Here is a 17,363-nt window from a genome sequence, read left to right as displayed (position 1 = left end):
GGCGGCGCACGCGGCCGCACCGGCGGCCAACACTCGGAAAACCCCCTCCGCCCCCCTCCTGATGCGGTAGCGTCCAGAATTCGCGGGCACTGCGGGTCGCGGTCCCTGCACTCAGGGTCAGAACGGGCCGCTGGCCGGCCCGCGGGGGAGGGGAGGCCGATGAGGGAGCCGGACGGAGCCCGGCGGGGGATCAGGGCGCAGCTCAACCGGATCGTGCTGATCCCCGGCGCCACGTTCCTGGCGCTGTTCGCCATGCTCGCCGCCGTCACCCTCACCCAGGCGGCCTCCCGCTACCTCGACTACCGCGGCGGGCGCGAAGGGGTCTACCTGGTCCAGGCGCTGACCGAGCTGCAGACCGAGCGCCGGCTGGCCGCCGAGCAGATCGCCGACCCCTCCGACGGGGCGCTGAGCGGGCTGCGCACCCAGGCCGAGAGGACCGACGCCGCCGTCGCCTCCCTGGAGGAGGCCGGCGGCCGGCTGCGCACCTCCGGGCCGGCCGCCTCGGCCTTCCGCACCGAACTGGGCCGCCTGGACGGCCTGCGCGCCCGGATCGCCGCGGGCGACACCGACCTGGGCGCGGTCTTCGACGGCTACGGCGCGGTGGTCCGGCAGGGCATCGGGGCCTACGACGCGCTGACCCGCACCCTGCACCACGGCCCCGCCGCCGCGGCCGGCTCCGACGCGGTCGCCCTGATGCGCGCCCAGGAGCTGTTCGCCGAGGCCGACGCCAGGCTCTCCGCCGACCCCGGCGCCCGGACCCGCCCGGCCGCGCTGATCGCCGCCGCCCGCCTCCGGCTGGACGAGGCCGCCCAGGTGCTCACCGGCCGGGCCGCCCGCACGCACGCCGAGCTCACCGGCTCCGCCGCCTGGAACCGCTCGGAGAACCCCTCGGTCGAGGACTGGCGGGACAGCGCCGACCGGGTCGGCGCGGACCTGGCCGAGCTGAGCACCATCCGGGCCGACGAGGCCGCCTCGCTGGCCCGCACCGCCGCCGTCCGGATGGCCTGGCTGGCCGTCGGGGGCGCCGCGCTCTCGCTGTTCGCCGGAGCCCTGGCCTACGGCGCCGCGTCCCGCTCGGCGGGCCGGCTCACCGCCCGGCTGGCCCGGCTGCGCGCCGAGACCCTGGAGCTGGCCCGCACCGGCCTGCCCCGGGTGGTCGAGCGGCTGGAGCGCGGCGAGCAGGTCGACCCGGACACCGCGGTCCGCCCGCTGGACCACGGCGGCGACGAGGTCGGCCAGGTCGCCGACGCGTTCAACACCGCCCAGCGCACCGCGGTGCGCGCCGCCGTCCGCCAGGCCGACATGCGCGCCGGGGTGAACCGGGTCTTCCTCGGCATCGCCCACCGCAACCAGTCCCTGGTCCAGCGCCAGCTGCGGCTGCTGGACCGGCTGGAGCGGGAGGAGGAGGACCCCGACCTCCTCGACGGGCTCTTCAAGCTGGACCACCTCGCCACCCGGGGGCGGCGCAACGCGGAGAACCTGGTCATCCTGGCCGGCGGGCAGCCCGGCCGCCGCTGGCACGACCCCATCCCGCTGGTCGACGTGGTGCGCGGGGCCATCTCCGAGACCGAGGAGTACGCCCGGATCGAGGTGTGCGCCGTCCCCGACCTCGCGCTCTCCGGCGCCGTCGTCGCCGACGTCATCCACCTCCTCGCCGAGCTGGTGGAGAACGCCACCGCCTTCTCCCCTCCGCACACCGCGGTGCAGGTCCGCAGCGAGGCGGTCCCCAAGGGCGTCGCGGTCGAGGTGGAGGACCGCGGCCTGGGCATGTCCGCGGGCGCCCTGGACCGGGCCAACGCGACGCTGCGCGAGGCCCCGGAGTTCGACGTGATGGCGTTCGACCAGGACCTGAGGCTCGGCCTGTTCGTGGTCGCGCGGCTGGCCGCCCGGCACGGGGTGCGCGTCCAGCTCCGCCCCTCGCCCTACGGCGGGACGCGCGCGGTGGTCCTGCTCCCCGCGGCGCTGATCGCCCGGAACGAGCCCGCCCCGCCCGCGCCCGAGCGGCCCAGGGAGGAGCCGCCCGCGGCCCCGGCGCCGCGGGCCCGCGCCCGGGCGGGGGAGCCGCCCCGGCCGCAGCGGGCCGCGGAGGAGGGCGGGGCGGGGCGCCCGGCGCTGCCCAAGCGCCGGCGGCAGGCGGGGCTGGACCCCCGGCTGCGCACCGAGCCCGCCGCTGGGGAGGGCGGCGGCGCGGAACCGCCCACGCCGGAGCAGAGCCGGCAGGTGATGAGCGCGTTCCAGAGCGGGACCAGGCGCGGGCGCCGGGCCGGGGGCGGGCCCCCGGAGGGGGAACCGGTGCCGGTGGGAGAGCACACGGGAGAGGGCAGCGAATAGATGGTGTACGACGGCAGCGAAGCGGCGGGGGACCTCAACTGGCTCCTGGACGACCTCACCGACCGGGCCGTGGGGGCCGAGCACGCGATCGTGCTCTCCTCCGACGGCCTGCTCATCGGGCGCTCGCGCGGGCTGGGCACCGAGGACGCCGAGCACCTGGCGGCGGTCGCCTCCGCCTTCCAGAGCCTGGCCCGGGGCACCGGGCGCCAGTTCGGCGGCGGGGCGGTGCGCCAGACCGTGGTGGAGATGGAGCAGGCGTTCCTGTTCGTCACCGCGGCGGGGGAGGGGGCCTGCCTGGCCGTGCTCGCCGCGGGCGACGCCGACGTCGGCCTGGTCGCCTACGAGATGAACATGCGGGTCCGCCGGGTCGGCCGGTTCCTCACCTCCGCGCCGCGCTTCCCCCGGGCCGAGGCGGAGACGCTCCCGGTCGGCGGGGGCTCATGAGGGGCGGTGCGGGGATCCGGACCGATCCGGCCGGCCCGCTGGTGCGCCCGTACGCGGTGACGCGCGGGCGCACCCGCCCCGGCCCCGGTGCGGGGCTGGACATGATCAGCGTCGTGGTGGCGGTCCGGGACCGCGCCGGCGGCGCGGTGCGGCAGCCCGAGCACGCCCGGATCCTGCGCATCTGCCGGAGGCCGGTCTCGGTGGCCGAGCTCGCCGCCCGGCTGGACCTCCCCATCACCGTGGTCAAGGTGCTCGTGGGCGACCTCATCGCCGGAGGCGACGTGGCCGCCCGCGCCCCGCTGCCCGCGGCCGACCTACCCGAAAGCAACCTACTCCAGGCGGTCCTCGATGGCATCAGACGGCTCTGAACCGGACACCCGCGAACGCCCCGACATCCCCGTCGCGCTGAAGATCCTCGTGGCGGGCGGCTTCGGGGCGGGCAAGACCACGCTGGTCGGCTCGGTCAGCGAGATCACCCCGCTCAGCACCGAGGAGGTGATGACCGAGGCCGGTGCGGGCGTGGACGACACGGCCGGGGTGGAGGACAAGAGCACCACCACCGTGGCGCTGGACTTCGGCCGGATCACCATCGCCGACGAGGTCGTGCTCTACCTCTTCGGCACCCCCGGCCAGGACCGGTTCTGGTTCCTCTGGGACGAGCTGGCCGAGGGGGCGCTGGGCGCGGTGGTGGTCGCCGATACCCGCCGACTGGACAGCTGCTTCCCCGCGGTGGACTTCTTCGAGCGGCGCCGGATCCCGTTCGCGCTGGCGGTCAACCGCTTCGACGGGGCGTCCCGGTACTCCGCCGACGAGGTGCGCGAAGCCGTCGACCTGGGTCCGGACGTGCCGGTGGTGCCGGGCGACGCCCGGCTGCGGGAGTCCGGCAAAGAGGTGCTGGTGGCACTGGTCGAGCACGTGATCCGGCGACGCAGCCCGGCGATGAGCGGGTGACCGGTAGCATGGCCCGTGCGGCGGCCAGCCCCCCGCATGCCAGTGGTCTGCCGGACGGATTCCCCGGCGGCGGCGCGCCCCCCGCGTGTTCGTTCGGAAATCGGAATCCGTTCGAGAGCAAGATCATCGCACACGAGTCGTTAGCATTTTGCACGTGAATCCTGACAGTACGCATAATCCGGACCGACTCCCCCCTCGCGACCTTCCGCGCCGGCGCTCCGGACGGCACCGCAACCCCCTCTCCTTCGACAGCTGGATCGGCACCCCCGAGCTGGTCCTCGCCGTTCCCGGAGGCCGGAGCGGCGCCGCCGAGGAGATCGGCGGCCAGATGGTCGGCCTGCTCCGCTCCTACCGCCCCGAGGTGGGCATCCGCTACGGCCTCGCCGGGGCCGAGGGCGACGGCGGCCTGGCCGCGGCCCTGGACGGCCTGGAGGCCGCGGAGGGGCGGGCCCTGGCGGGCGTCGTCGTCCCGCTGGTGACCGGTCCGCACGCGGCCACCGCCCGGGCGATCGAGGAGGCCGTCGCCTCCTCCGGCGCCGACGTCCGGGTCACCGAAGGGCTCGGCCCGCACCCGATGCTCGCCGAGGTGCTCCACCTGCGGCTGGCCGAGGCCGGCTTCGTCCGCGCCGACCGGATGCGGCTGATCAGCGTGGTCGCCCCGAGCACCAGCATGGCCGACGGGGTCATCGTCGGCTCCTCGGGCGGCGCCGAGGCCGCCGCGGCCGCCGGCGTCACCGCGGTGCTGCTCGCCGCGCGGCTGGGCATCACCGTGCTCCCCGCCGACCTCGACGACGACGCCGCGCTCACCGCGGCCGTCGCCCAGCTCCGCGACGCCGGCTGCGCCCGTCCGGTGATCGCGCCGTGCGTGGTCGGACCGGAGCTCCCCGAGGGGCGCCTGGAGGAGCTCGCCGAGCGGCACTCCGCTCGGGCCAGCGCCCCGCTGGGCGCCGGCGGCACCCTGGCGAAGATCGCCGCGCTGCGCTACGCGGAGATCCTCAACGCCCTGGGCGTGGAGACCCCGCCCAGCGCCGACGACCTGCCCGCCCCGGTGGGCTCCCGGCACCGCCCGGAGAGCTGACCGGTCCACCGGAGACCGGCCGACGCGCCCCTGAGCGGACCGCCCCCGCACGGTCCGCCCAGGGGCGCCGTCGCCTCCGCTCCCCCCGCACAGCACGGGATGTGACGGTTCCGACACTGAGCGCAGCGGTCTTCCGGTAGCCTCGGACCCCTCTACGGCGTGCCACTGGATGAGGGGGAGCCGATGGCCGCGACGTCGAGCAGTGCGCCCGCGCGTCCGAAGACGATCCGCGGGCAGCTCACCCGGATGGTTCTCATCCCCGGTGTCAGCTTCCTGGTCCTGTGGACCGTCATGACGGCGGCGGGGGCGATCCAGGCTGTGGAGACCGCCCGCGCCGTCCAGCAGGGGCGGTCCGGGACCGCCGCCTTCGACGCCCTCGGCGACGACCTGCGCGAGGAGCGCAGGCTGGGCCAGATCCTGCTCGGCGACCCCGGCGGCGAGCGCGCCGGCGAGCGCTTCGCCGAGCAGCGCGCGGCCACCGACGCCTCACTGCGCGCCGCGGCCGGCGCCGCCGCCGCGCTCACCGGCGACCCGGACCGGGAGACCCGGCGGGCCGCCGCGGGCCTCGCCGGGGAGGACGGCGGTGCGCCGCGCACCCTGGACCGGCTGCGCGCCGAGGCGGACGGCGGCGACGGCGACCGCGCCGAGGTGCTGGACGGCTACTCCGAGATCCTCACCGACGTGCAGGTGCTCCGCTCCGCCCTGCTGCGCGCCGCCGCCGACGCCGCGGAGGCCGGCCCGGCCCGGGACCTGGAGGACGCCCGCGAGGAGTACTCCCGGGCCGAGGCGCTGCTCGCCGGGGCCATCGCCGCCGGCGCCATGGACTACCAGGACACCTCGCACTTCACCTACCTCACCGCCTCCTACCGGGACACCCTGCAGCGCCTCGCCCCGGACCTGCGCGGAGAGGTCCGCGCCGGCTACGAGGAGATGATCGCGGGGCGGGACTGGGCGCGCACCGAGCGGCTCAGCCGGAGCGTCGTCACCCGGCCGCCCGTCACCGAACCCGACTTCCCCGGCGGCCCCGCCGACTGGAACGACGAGGTCGGCGTCGGGGCCGGGGAGTGGGAGCGGGCCGCCGGAGCCGCCGGAGCCGCCTTCGACGCGCTCACCGAGTCCCAGCTCGAGCACGCCTACGCCGCCGCGTGGAACAGCGCGCTGCGGCTGATCGGGCTGAGCGCGGGCGGCGCCCTGCTCACCCTGGCCGCCGGGACCGCCGCGATCGTGGTCGCGGTCCGCTCCGCCCGCCGGCTCACCGGGCGGCTGCGCCGGCTGCGCGCCGAGACCCTGGCCCTCTCCGACACCCGCCTGCCCGAGCTGGTCGAGCGCGCGCAGAGCGGCCGCAAGGTCGACGTCGGCGCCGAGCTGCCCCGGCTGGACCACGGCGAGGACGAGATCGGCGAGGTCGCCGACGCCTTCGACACCGCCCAGCGCACCGCGGTGGGCGCCGCGGTCAAGCAGGCCGAGATCCGGGAGGGCGCGAACCGGGCCTTCCTCGGCATCGCCTACCGCAACCAGGCCATCGTCCAGCGGCAGCTGCGGCTGCTCGACGAGATCGAGTACGCCGAGGACGACCCGGAGACCCTGAAGAAGCTCTTCCGCCTGGACCACCTGGCCACCCGGGCCCGCCGCTACGCCGACAACCTGATCATCCTCGGCGGAGCGCAGGGCGCCCGCCGCTGGCGCGACCCCATGCCCATGGTGGACGTGCTGCGCGCGGCCATCTCCGAGACCGAGGACTACGAGCGGGTCCGGCTCACCTCCGCCCCCGATGCGCTGCTGCGCGGCGCGGCCGTCGCCGACGTCGTGCACCTCCTCGCCGAGCTGGTGGAGAACGCCGCGCAGTTCTCCCCGGCCGGCACCCCGGTGGACGTGCACTGCGGCGCGGTCTCCGGAGGCCTCGCGGTCGACGTGGAGGACCGCGGCCTGGGCATGACCGCCGAGGGCCACGCCGAGGCCGAGCGGACCCTGGCCGAGGCGCCGGAGTTCGACGTGATGGCGCTGCTCGACGAGCCGCGGCTGGGCCTGTTCGTGGTCGCCCGGCTCGCCGCCCGGCACGGCATCGCGGTCCGGCTCAGCCCCTCGCCCTACGGCGGCACCCGGGCCACCGCGCTGATCCCGGCGGGGCTGCTGGAGGCCCAGGCCGACGGGAGGCCCGCCCCGCCCGCGGCGGTCGCCGCGGGCGGCCCGGCCGAGGGCGGTGACCGGGGATGACCGGCAGAGGAGGCAGAGAGGGCAGAGGGGGCAGAAGGGGCGCGGACGGAATGGTCGACGCCGGGCCGCTGGTCCGCCCGTTCGCCCTGCGCGCGGGCAGCCCGTCGGCCGCCGCCGGGCGGCCCCGGCGCGGCGGGGTCCCCGACGTCCTGGCCGCGGTGCGCGCCGCCGACCCCGGCGACGCCGACCGGGAGCCCGCCCCCGAGGTCGCGGCGATCCTGCGGGCCTGCACGGCGCCGCGCCGGGTCGCCGACCTCGCCGCCGAACTGGGCATGCCGCTCAATCTGCTCCGCCACCTGGCCGGCGAGCTCATCGCCGAGGGCCGCCTGCTCCTGGAGCGCCCGTGCGGCCCGCCGCGCCCCGAGCGCGGAACCGACATCCTCACCCGGGTGCTGGAAGGGCTGCGCTCCCTGTGAGACCGGGCGGCGGCCCGCACCCGGCCGATCCGCCGGCGGGCCCCGCCCCTTCACATCGGCCCGGACGGGCTTCCTCCCCGCCGGCCCCTCCGGCCCTAGGCGGCGGCCGACGTCCCGCTGCGCACCGAGGCCGTCCGCCGGGAGCGGGAGGGCCTGCTCCGGAGCCTGACGCTCGGCGGAACCCGGTACGAGCTGCGCCTGGGCCGCGACGCGGACGCGCGCTTCCACCCGGTGCGCGCCCCCGCGCTCCTCCCTCCCGACCCGCCGCGCATCACCGGGACGGAGCGGAGCGGGGACGGCGTCCAGATCCGCTTCGCCTCCGGGCACACCGTCGGCGTCCCCGCCGACGCCTACCTCGGTGGGCGCTGAACCCGGCGGAACCGCCCCTTGCTAGCGTGGTCCGCCGTGAGCAGCGAGCACATCGGCATCATCGGCGGCGGAATCGTCGGGCTGGCCCTGGCGCGGTGGATCACCCGGGAGCGGCCCGGAGCGCGGGTCACCGTGCTGGAGAAGGAGGACCGGGTCGCCGCGCACCAGACCGGCCGGAACAGCGGCGTGGTCCACGCCGGCCTGTACTACCGGCCGGGGTCGCTCAAGGCGACGCTCTGCCGCCGCGGCACGCTCCTGCTCCGCGCGTACTGCGCCGAGCGCGACCTGCCCTACCAGGAGGTCGGCAAGGTCCTGGTGGCCCGGGACGCCGACGACGCCGAGCGCCTGGACCGCATCGAGCGGACCGCGCGGGAGAACGGCGTCCCCGGGGTGCGCAGGCTCGGCCCCGAAGGGCTCCGCGAGATCGAGCCGCACGCCGAGGGCGTCGAGGCGCTGCACTCCCCGCACACCGCCATCACCGACTTCATCGCGGTCGCCGAGTCGCTCGCCGACGACGTGCGCCGCTCCGGCGGGCGGGTCCGGCTCGGAGCCCCGGTGATCGCGCTCCGCCAGGGCGCCGGCGGCGCCGAGGTGCTCACCGGGGACCCGGCGGGGGAGCGGACCCGGCACCGCTTCGACACCGTCGTGGTCTGCGCCGGACTCCAGGCCGACCGGCTGGCCAGGATGGCAGGGGCGGGGGCCGACCCCCGGATCGTGCCGTTCCGCGGCCTCTACCACGAGCTCGTCCCCGAGCGCCGGGACCTGGTCCGCGGCCTGGTCTATCCGGTGCCGGACCCCCGCTACCCCTTCCTCGGGGTGCACCTCACCCGGCACGTGCACGGCGAGGTCATGGCCGGCCCCAACGCGATCCTGGCCGCCGCCCGCGAGGGCTACCGGCTCCGCGACATCGCCCGCCGGGACCTGGCCGAGACCCTGTCCTGGCCCGGTTTCTGGCGGCTGGCCCGCGCGCACTGGACGGTCGGCGCCCGGGAGATCGCCGTGTCCGCCTCGGCCGCGGTCTTCGCCCGGGAGGCCTCCCGGCTGGTCCCCGGCATCACCGCGGCCGACCTGCGCCCCGCCCCCGCCGGCATCCGGGCCCAGGCGCTGGCCCGGGACGGCTCGCTCCTCGACGACTTCGCCATCGACGTGCACGGCAGGTTCGTCTGCGTGCGCAACGCCCCGTCCCCGGCGGCCACCTCTTCCCTGGCCATCGCGGAGTACCTGGGGGAGAAGGTGCTCGCCGCCCGCTGAGCGCCGCGCCTCTCCGCCGGGCGCGGGCGGACCGGTCGGCCCCGCCGGCCCCGGCCGCCGCCCGGTGGATGCGCAGAGTCAGGCCGTGCGTGACCGGCATCGGACCGGCGGGGGCAGGGCCGGTTGGGCGGCGGGCCGGGGCGGCAGGGGGGCGGTGCTCCTCGGAGGGCGGCCCCCCGACCGCTCGCTCCGTATCCGTTCGGCCCGGCTGAGCAGGACGGACAGGCCCGGGACCGCCGCGCGTCGGCAGCGATAGGGGGAACCGGAGCCGGACACGGGCGGCCCCGGGGGTCTTTCGGACGGTGATCGCCCGGGAGCCAGGGACCATGATCACCGACTACGGACCGTATGAGTGCCCTGTGAGGTGTGACGCCGGTCACAGGGGTTTTCGCGCCGCGGCGGCCGCCGCGGCGGACCGGCGGCGGGAACCGGGCCGGACACTCCGCTCCATTCGGTGATCGCCCTGGTCATGTCCGGGAAAAGCGGTATACCGCCGCTTCGCGGCAGGGAGCGGCACCGGGTTACGGCGCGCCGGCCGTCCCGGTGGACGGATCACGAGAATCCTTATGGGACAGAGGAATCCGCTCGATCGAACCGATTAGCGGAGTCCGAAAACCGGGCCCTCAACCCCGCCGAAAAACGGGGACGGGCCCGGCGCCGGCCCCCACCGCCCCCGCGCCCCGGGAAACCGGTTGCGAAGCTCTCCTGAGCAGCGGATAGCGTAGACGGCACCAGGTGTGATCCGGCGGCCCGAACCGGCCGCCGACCGACGAGACACGACGGAAGAACAACAGTGACCGACATCATCGACGAACTCGAATGGCGCGGCCTCCTCGCGCAGACCACCGACCTTGACGAACTTCGCAAGGCGCTCGCCGATGGCCCGGTCACCCTCTATTGCGGCTTCGACCCCACCGCGGGAAGCCTGCACGTCGGACACCTCACCCAGATCCTGACGCTGGCGCGCTTCCAGCGGGCGGGGCACCGCCCCATCGCCCTGGTGGGCGGCGGAACCGGCCTCATCGGCGACCCCAAGCCCAATTCGGAGCGGAGCCTCAACTCCGTGGACACCGTCGCGGAGTGGGTCGGCCGGCTCGGCCGGCAGCTCTCCCCCTTCCTCCGCTTCACCCCGGAGGGGGAGGCCCCGGCCCCCACGGACGCGATCCTGGCGAACAACGCCGACTGGCTCCGGTCGATGTCGGCCATCGAGATGTTCCGGGACGTGGGCAAGCACTTCAGCCTGAACCAGATGCTCCAGCGCGAGACGGTCCGCAGCCGCCTCGACGGCGAGGGCATGAGCTACACCGAGTTCAGCTACGTGCTGCTGCAGTCCTACGACTACGTCCGCCTCTACCGGGACCACGGCTGCACCCTGCAGACCGGCGGCAGCGACCAGTGGGGCAACATCACCGCGGGGCTGGAGCTCATCCGCCGGATGGACGCCAACGCCCCGCACGGCCCCGCGCACGCGCTCACCACCAACCTGCTGACCAAGAGCGACGGCACCAAGTTCGGCAAGACGGAGAGCGGCGCGGTCTGGCTGGACCCCGAGTTCACCACGCCGTACGCCTTCTACCAGTTCTGGTTCAACACCGATGACCGGGACGTCGTCCGCTACCTCAAGGTGTTCAGCTTCCGCGGTCGCGAGGAGATCGACGAACTGGCCCGGCTGACCGAGGAGCGCCCCGCCGCGCGCGCCGCCCAGCGCGCCCTGGCCGAGGAGCTCACCACCCTGGTCCACGGCGAGGAGGAGTGCCGCAAGGTCATCGACGCGAGCCGCGCCCTGTTCGGCCAGGCCGACCTGGACGCCCTGGACGCCGCCACGCTCGACGCGGCGCTCGCCGAGGTGCCCCGGACCGAGCTGCCCGGCCTGGGCGACGGGATCCCGGTGGTCGATCTGCTCGCCGAGACGGGACTGGTGCCGAGCAAGTCCGCCGCGCGCCGCGCGGTCCAGGACGGCGGCGCCTACCTGAACAACACCAAGGTCACCGACCTGGAGGCGAAGGCGACCGGGGCCGACCTGCTGCACGGCCGCTTCCTGGTGGTGCGCCGGGGCAAGCGGAACGTCGGCGGCGTCGTCGTCGCCGGCTGATCCCGAGCCGTCCGAACGGCCCCGGTGCCCGCGGTACTCCCGCGGGCACCGGGGCCGCCGCCGTTCGGGGCCACCGGACCGGGGGCACCTGGGAGCACCGCGGACGAACCCGGGAAAAAGCGGCCGGAGGGGTGTTTAGCCCTCGGGGTCGCCGGGGAGGTAATCCGCTGCAACCACATACGACCTACCGCGAGACCGGTGCCCCCGCCCCCAACTCCGGGGAGCCCGAGGACCCGGCTCGCGAGCCGAAGCCCCTCCCCCCGGGAGACTCTCCGGAGGGCGGTTTGACGACCTTCGGCGCGGCATCTATAGTCGACGAGTCGCTGCGGGACGGCGGCCCTCCGGGGCCGGAACCGGACCGCATCCCATCCAAGACCGAACGGTCGGAGCACTCTCTCCGCACTGTTAGTCTGTTCCAGCGGTTCTCCGACCGCCCGGAATCATGTGAGGGCGACTTACCGCGGATTTCTTCGGAAAAGCCGATTAGGCGCCTCCGAGAAAAGCGTGGTAACTTAGGAGAAACAAAGCGGAAAGCGCCGCCTCTAGCGGAAGAGCGGTCGGCCGGGGTTCCCGGCAGGCAGGCTTGTACGGGATGAGCGGTTGTTTCTTGAGAACTCAACAGCGCGTGTTCAATACTTTATGTGCCATGTTTGTTTTGGCCCCGTCGAACACACTTCGGTGGTGTTCGTAGGGTTCCTTTGATTGGATATCGGGTGGTTTTTCCGCCACCCGGGTTCGGTCAGGGTTTCTCTTCCAGGTTTCACCCCCGGGCAACCGGAGGGTGGGTTAGACCTTGATGGAGAGTTTGATCCTGGCTCAGGACGAACGCTGGCGGCGTGCTTAACACATGCAAGTCGAGCGGTAAGGCCCCTTCGGGGGTACACGAGCGGCGAACGGGTGAGTAACACGTGAGCAACCTGCCCCCGACTCCGGGATAAGCGGTGGAAACGCCGTCTAATACCGGATACGACCCGCACCCTCATGGGTTCGGGTGGAAAGTCTTGTCGGTCGGGGATGGGCTCGCGGCCTATCAGCTTGTTGGTGGGGTAACGGCCTACCAAGGCGATTACGGGTAGCCGGCCTGAGAGGGCGACCGGCCACACTGGGACTGAGACACGGCCCAGACTCCTGCGGGAGGCAGCAGTGGGGAATCTTGCGCAATGGGCGGAAGCCTGACGCAGCGACGCCGCGTGGGGGATGACGGCCTTCGGGTTGTAAACCTCTTTTACCACTCACGCAGGCCCCGGGTTCTCCCGGGGTTGACGGTAGGTGGGGAATAAGGACCGGCTAACTACGTGCCAGCAGCCGCGGTAATACGTAGGGTCCGAGCGTTGTCCGGAATTATTGGGCGTAAAGAGCTCGTAGGCGGCGTGTCGCGTCTGCTGTGAAAGGCCGGGGCTTAACCCCGGTTTTGCAGTGGATACGGGCATGCTAGAGGTAGGTAGGGGAGACTGGAATTCCTGGTGTAGCGGTGAAATGCGCAGATATCAGGAGGAACACCGGTGGCGAAGGCGGGTCTCTGGGCCTTACCTGACGCTGAGGAGCGAAAGCGTGGGGAGCGAACAGGATTAGATACCCTGGTAGTCCACGCCGTAAACGTTGGGCGCTAGGTGTGGGGGCTTTCCACGGTTCCCGTGCCGCAGCTAACGCATTAAGCGCCCCGCCTGGGGAGTACGGCCGCAAGGCTAAAACTCAAAGGAATTGACGGGGGCCCGCACAAGCGGCGGAGCATGTTGCTTAATTCGACGCAACGCGAAGAACCTTACCAAGGTTTGACATCACCGGTAAACCACTGGAGACAGTGGGTCCTTCGGGGATCGGTGACAGGTGGTGCATGGCTGTCGTCAGCTCGTGTCGTGAGATGTTGGGTTAAGTCCCGCAACGAGCGCAACCCTTGTTCCATGTTGCCAGCACGTGATGGTGGGGACTCATGGGAGACTGCCGGGGTCAACTCGGAGGAAGGTGGGGATGACGTCAAGTCATCATGCCCCTTATGTCTTGGGCTGCAAACATGCTACAATGGCCGGTACAGTGGGCGTGCGATGCCGTGAGGCGGAGCGAATCCCTAAAAGCCGGTCTCAGTTCGGATTGGGGTCTGCAACTCGACCCCATGAAGGTGGAGTCGCTAGTAATCGCGGATCAGCAATGCCGCGGTGAATACGTTCCCGGGCCTTGTACACACCGCCCGTCACGTCATGAAAGTCGGCAACACCCGAAACCTGTGGCCCAACCTTCGGGAGGGAGCGGGTGAAGGTGGGGCTGGCGATTGGGACGAAGTCGTAACAAGGTAGCCGTACCGGAAGGTGCGGCTGGATCACCTCCTTTCTAAGGAGTCTTTTGCAGCCGGCTGTTTTCCAAGTTTGGCCGGCGGACTCGAAAGTGGACCCGGTGCCGGTGGGGGGTTTCCTTCACCTGGTTTTCCGGGATGGCATGTGGAGTTTGGACTTCCCCTGGGTCTCTGGAAGAGCCCGGGGGCGCGCTGTTGGGTGTCTGAGGGAGCAACCCTCACCTCCGCCTTCGGGTGGGTGTGGGTGGGTGTTTCCGGGTGCCACCCCGGTCGAAGACCGGTCCGCGGGGGTTTTTCTGCGGGTCGTGTTCTAGGCGGGTTCGTGGCTGGTGTTTTGATTCGTGGATAGTGTGCGCGAGCATCTTGTATCTGTGGTGGCCAAGTGAATGTGGCATACGGTGGATGCCTTGGCACCAGGCGCCGATGAAGGACGTGGGAGGCCGCGATAGGCCGCGGGGAGCTGTCAACCGAGCTGTGATCCGCGGGTGTCCGAATGGGGAAACCTAGCCCGAGTCGTGTCGGGTTGCCGCCGCCTGAATGTATAGGGCGGTTGGTGGTGACGCGGGGAAGTGAAACATCTCAGTACCCGCAGGAAGAGTAAACAACAGTGATTCCCTGAGTAGTGGTGAGCGAAAGGGGATGTGGCTAAACCGCGGGCGTGTGATAGACGGCGGTCGTTGCGTTCGCGGGGTTGTGGGATGTGCCTGTTCCCGGTCTGCCGGCCGGGTGCGCTGATGGTTCTTTTAGCCGAATCCGTTGGGAAGCGGAGCCGTAGTGGGTGAGAGTCCCGTAGGTGAAGGAAGAGCCTGGGCGTTGGCATGCTCCCGAGTAGCGCGGAGCCCGTGAAATTCCGTGTGAATCTGGCAGGACCACCTGCTAAGCCAAAATACGTCCTGGTGACCGATAGTGCACTAGTACCGTGAGGGAAAGGTGAAAAGTGCCCCGGTGAGGGGTCGTGAAATAGTTCCTGAAACCGTGTGCTGTCAAGCCGTCAGAGCCCCAAGCCGGGTGATGGCGTGCCTTTTGAAGAATGAGCCTGCGAGTTGTGGTGTGTGGCGAGGTTAACCCGGGTGGGGTAGCCGTAGCGAAAGCGAGTCTGAATAGGGCGTTTGAGTCGCATGCTGCAGACCCGAAGCGGGGTGATCTACCCATGGCCAGGGTGAAGCGGCTGTAAGAGGTCGTGGAGGCCCGAACCCACCAGGGTTGAAAACCTGGGGGATGAGCTGTGGGTAGGGGTGAAAGGCCAATCAAACTCCGTGATAGCTGGTTCTCCCCGAAATGCATTTAGGTGCAGCGTCGCGTGTTGCCTGCTGGAGGTAGAGCTACTGTTTGGCTGATGGGCCCGACAAGGTTACTGACGTCAGATAAACTCCGAATGCCGGTCAGGTTCAAGCGCGGCAGTGAGACTGCGGGGGATAATCTTCGTGGTCGAGAGGGAAACAACCCAGATCATCGGCTAAGGCCCCTAAGCGTGTGCTAAGTGGGAAAGGTTGTGGAGTTGCTGAGACAACCAGGAGGTTGGCTTAGAAGCAGCCATCCTTTAAAGAGTGCGTAATAGCTCACTGGTCAAGTGATTCTGCGCCGATAATGTAGCGGGGCTTAAGCACACCGCCGAAGCCGTGGAGCCTGCACGTTTGTGCGGGTTGGTAGGGGAGCGTCGTGCGTTCGGTGAAGCGGCCGGGTGACCGTGTCGTGGAGGGCGTGCGAGTGAGAATGCAGGCATGAGTAGCGAGAGCAACGTGAGAAACGTTGCCGCCGATTGACTAAGGGTTCCTGGGGCAGGTTAATCCGCCCAGGGTGAGTCTGGACCTAAGGCGAGGCCGACAGGCGTAGTCGATGGACAACGGGTTGATATTCCCGTACCCGTCCGTGCGCGTCCGATACCGAGTCCTTTGATGCTAACCACCACCGAAGCTCGTCGGTGCCTTCGGGTGCCGGTGTGTGGAGGCGTGGGACCCGATGGGGTAGTAGGTAAGTGATGGGGTGACGCAGTGGGGTAGCTCTACCCGGCGGTGGTTGTCCGGGGGTAAGCGTGTAGCCCGGGGTGCAGGTAAATCCGTGCCCCTCATAGGGTGAGGCGTGATGCCGAGCTGTTTTCAGTGAAGTGAGTGATCCCGTGCTGTCGAGAAAAGCCTCTAGCGAGTTCGCGGGCGGCCAGTACCCGAAACCGACGCAGGTGGTCAGGTAGAGTATACCGAGGCGTTCGGGTGAACCATGGTTAAGGAACTCGGCAAATTGTCCCCGTAACTTTGGGAGAAGGGGAGCCCTGTCCGGTGATGGAACTTTGCTTTCTGAGCTGGGTGGGGTCGCAGATACCAGGGGGAAGCGACTGTTTATTAAAAACACAGGTCCGTGCGAAGTCGTAAGACGCTGTATACGGACTGACGCCTGCCCGGTGCCGGAACGTTAAGAGGACCGGTTAGATCTTTCGGGGTCGAGGCTGGGAATCTAAGCGCCGGTAAACGGCGGTGGTAACTATAACCATCCTAAGGTAGCGAAATTCCTTGTCGGGTAAGTTCCGACCTGCACGAATGGCGTAACGACTTCCCCGCTGTCTCAACCATGGGCCCGGTGAAATTGCACTACGAGTAAAGATGCTCGTTTCGCGCAGCAGGACGGAAAGACCCCGGGACCTTCACTATAGCTTGACATTGGTGTTTGGGATGGTTTGTGTAGGATAGGTGGGAGCCGGTGAAGCCGTCACGCTAGTGGCGGTGGAGGCGTTGGTGAAATACCACTCTGGCTGTTTCGGGCATCTAACCTTGGGCCGTGATCCGGTTCGGGGACAGTGTCTGGTGGGTAGTTTAACTGGGGCGGTTGCCTCCCAAAGGGTAACGGAGGCGCCCAAAGGTTCCCTCGGCCTGGTTGGCAATCAGGTGTTGAGTGTAAGTGCACAAGGGAGCTTGACTGTGAGACGGACGTGTCGAGCAGGTGCGAAAGCAGGGACTAGTGATCCGGCACCGGCGTGTGGAAGCGGTGTCGCTCAACGGCTAAAAGGTACCCCGGGGATAACAGGCTGATCTTCCCCAAGAGTCCGTATCGACGGGATGGTTTGGCACCTCGATGTCGGCTCGTCGCATCCTGGGGCTGGAGTTGGTCCCAAGGGTTGGGCTGTTCGCCCATTAAAGCGGCACGCGAGCTGGGTTTAGAACGTCGTGAGACAGTTCGGTCCCTATCCGCTGCGCGCGTTGGAGACTTGTGAAGGGCTGTCCCTAGTACGAGAGGACCGGGACGGACGAACCTCTGGTGTGCCAGTTGTTCCGCCAGGAGCATGGCTGGTTGGCTACGTTCGGGAGGGATAACCGCTGAAAGCATCTAAGTGGGAAGCCTGCTTCGAGATGAGGTCTCCTGCCCCTTCGAGGGGGTAAGGCTCCCGGTAGACGACCGGGTTGATAGGCCGGGTGTGGAAGCGTCGTGAGGCGTGGAGCTGACCGGTACTAATAGGCCGAGGGCTTGTCCGCCGCAGATGCTGGGTGTTCGCGCACACTGTTTTTCCCCCCGCCGCCGGGGCCCCGTGTTGGGGGTGCCGGCGGGTGGGGGGTCCGCGGGTCTGTTGGGTTTGCGGTGGTCATGGCGGGAGGGTCACACCCGGTCTCTTTTCGAACCCGGTCGTTAAGTCTCCCTGCGCCGATGGTACTGCCTCCATGGTGGGGGTGGGAGAGTAGGTCGCCGCCGCATTTCTTTTTCGGGGGTCTCCTGGTGCCTTTCGGGGTGCTGGGGGGCCCTTTTTTCGCACCGCCTTGTGAACATGTGAAATCCTTCGAAAAAGCCCCATGCGGAGTGGGCCAGGCGGTTTTCGAGGTCAGGGCGGCCGCCTGAGCCGGCGGTTCTCCGCCTTTTCAGGGCGTTGGATCCGAGGAGGCGGGAAGAGACTGGGAGAGAGGGTTCCAGGAAGTCTCGCGCTCGCCCCCGGTCCTGTCCGTCGCAGAG

The 17,363-nt window shown here is 70.6% G+C and carries 10 protein-coding genes and 3 rRNA genes; all 13 read left to right on the top strand.

The features are described 5' to 3' along the window. Positions 1–159 precede the first annotated feature (159 nt). Positions 160–2,331 (top strand): sensor histidine kinase, encoded by a 2,172-nt coding sequence (locus J0910_RS22390; RefSeq protein WP_420160503.1) that lies wholly within the window; start codon positions 160–162, stop codon positions 2,329–2,331. Further along, on the top strand, positions 2,332–2,775 hold the full coding sequence (locus J0910_RS22385; RefSeq protein ID WP_420160502.1) for a roadblock/LC7 domain-containing protein: 444 nt from the start codon (positions 2,332–2,334) through the stop codon (positions 2,773–2,775). Continuing rightward, positions 2,772–3,143 carry a DUF742 domain-containing protein gene (locus tag J0910_RS22380; RefSeq protein WP_420160501.1) on the top strand — a complete coding sequence of 124 codons (372 nt, stop codon included), beginning with the start codon at positions 2,772–2,774 and terminating at the stop codon, positions 3,141–3,143. Before J0910_RS22385 ends, J0910_RS22380 begins: the two co-directional genes overlap by 4 nt. After that, on the top strand, positions 3,124–3,726 hold the full coding sequence (locus J0910_RS22375) for a GTP-binding protein (protein WP_420160500.1): 603 nt from the start codon (positions 3,124–3,126) through the stop codon (positions 3,724–3,726). Before J0910_RS22380 ends, J0910_RS22375 begins: the two co-directional genes overlap by 20 nt. A gap of 328 nt (positions 3,727–4,054) precedes the next feature. Then, positions 4,055–4,804 carry a sirohydrochlorin chelatase gene (locus J0910_RS22370; protein WP_420162058.1) on the top strand — a complete coding sequence of 250 codons (750 nt, stop codon included), beginning with the start codon at positions 4,055–4,057 and terminating at the stop codon, positions 4,802–4,804. Positions 4,805–4,987: 183 nt separating this feature from the next. After that, complete coding sequence (locus J0910_RS22365) at positions 4,988–7,018, top strand: sensor histidine kinase (protein ID WP_420160499.1); 2,031 nt, start codon at positions 4,988–4,990, stop codon at positions 7,016–7,018. Positions 7,019–7,068: 50 nt separating this feature from the next. After that, a complete protein-coding gene (locus J0910_RS22360) occupies positions 7,069–7,434 on the top strand; it encodes a DUF742 domain-containing protein (RefSeq protein ID WP_420160498.1) in 366 nt (121 codons plus the stop codon). A gap of 231 nt (positions 7,435–7,665) precedes the next feature. Beyond that, complete coding sequence (locus J0910_RS22355) at positions 7,666–7,803, top strand: hypothetical protein (RefSeq protein WP_420160497.1); 138 nt, start codon at positions 7,666–7,668, stop codon at positions 7,801–7,803. A gap of 36 nt (positions 7,804–7,839) precedes the next feature. Continuing rightward, positions 7,840–9,054 carry an L-2-hydroxyglutarate oxidase gene (gene lhgO, locus J0910_RS22350; protein WP_420160496.1) on the top strand — a complete coding sequence of 405 codons (1,215 nt, stop codon included), beginning with the start codon at positions 7,840–7,842 and terminating at the stop codon, positions 9,052–9,054. 793 nt (positions 9,055–9,847) lie between these two features. Continuing rightward, entirely contained in the window at positions 9,848–11,146 is a 1,299-nt protein-coding gene (gene tyrS, locus J0910_RS22345; RefSeq protein ID WP_420160495.1) for a tyrosine--tRNA ligase, read from the top strand. A gap of 793 nt (positions 11,147–11,939) precedes the next feature. After that, positions 11,940–13,471: ribosomal RNA gene (locus tag J0910_RS22340) — 16S ribosomal RNA — on the top strand. Between the two features lie 337 nt (positions 13,472–13,808). Continuing rightward, a 23S ribosomal RNA gene (locus J0910_RS22335) occupies positions 13,809–16,895 on the top strand. 98 nt (positions 16,896–16,993) lie between these two features. Continuing rightward, positions 16,994–17,111: ribosomal RNA gene (rrf, locus tag J0910_RS22330) — 5S ribosomal RNA — on the top strand. The 16S, 23S and 5S rRNA genes sit together here, the layout of an rRNA operon. The last annotated feature ends 252 nt before the right edge of the window (positions 17,112–17,363 follow it).

The sequence above is a fragment of the Nocardiopsis oceanisediminis genome, assembly GCF_048595525.1.
Classification (GTDB): domain Bacteria; phylum Actinomycetota; class Actinomycetes; order Streptosporangiales; family Streptosporangiaceae; genus Nocardiopsis_A; species Nocardiopsis_A oceanisediminis.
The sequence above is the reverse complement of the archived record's forward strand: the minus strand, read 5'-3'. Positions and strand labels throughout refer to the sequence as shown.

Bases quoted from the DNA above. Each gene is read 5' to 3' on its own strand.
- J0910_RS22390 (WP_420160503.1), top strand. From the start codon at position 160: ATGAGGGAGCCGGACGGAGCCCGGCGGGGGATCAGGGCGCAGCTCAAC.
- J0910_RS22385 (WP_420160502.1), top strand. From the start codon at position 2,332: ATGGTGTACGACGGCAGCGAAGCGGCGGGGGACCTCAACTGGCTCCTG.
- J0910_RS22380 (WP_420160501.1), top strand. From the start codon at position 2,772: ATGAGGGGCGGTGCGGGGATCCGGACCGATCCGGCCGGCCCGCTGGTG.
- J0910_RS22375 (WP_420160500.1), top strand. From the start codon at position 3,124: ATGGCATCAGACGGCTCTGAACCGGACACCCGCGAACGCCCCGACATC.
- J0910_RS22370 (WP_420162058.1), top strand. From the start codon at position 4,055: ATGGTCGGCCTGCTCCGCTCCTACCGCCCCGAGGTGGGCATCCGCTAC.
- J0910_RS22365 (WP_420160499.1), top strand. From the start codon at position 4,988: ATGGCCGCGACGTCGAGCAGTGCGCCCGCGCGTCCGAAGACGATCCGC.
- J0910_RS22360 (WP_420160498.1), top strand. From the start codon at position 7,069: ATGGTCGACGCCGGGCCGCTGGTCCGCCCGTTCGCCCTGCGCGCGGGC.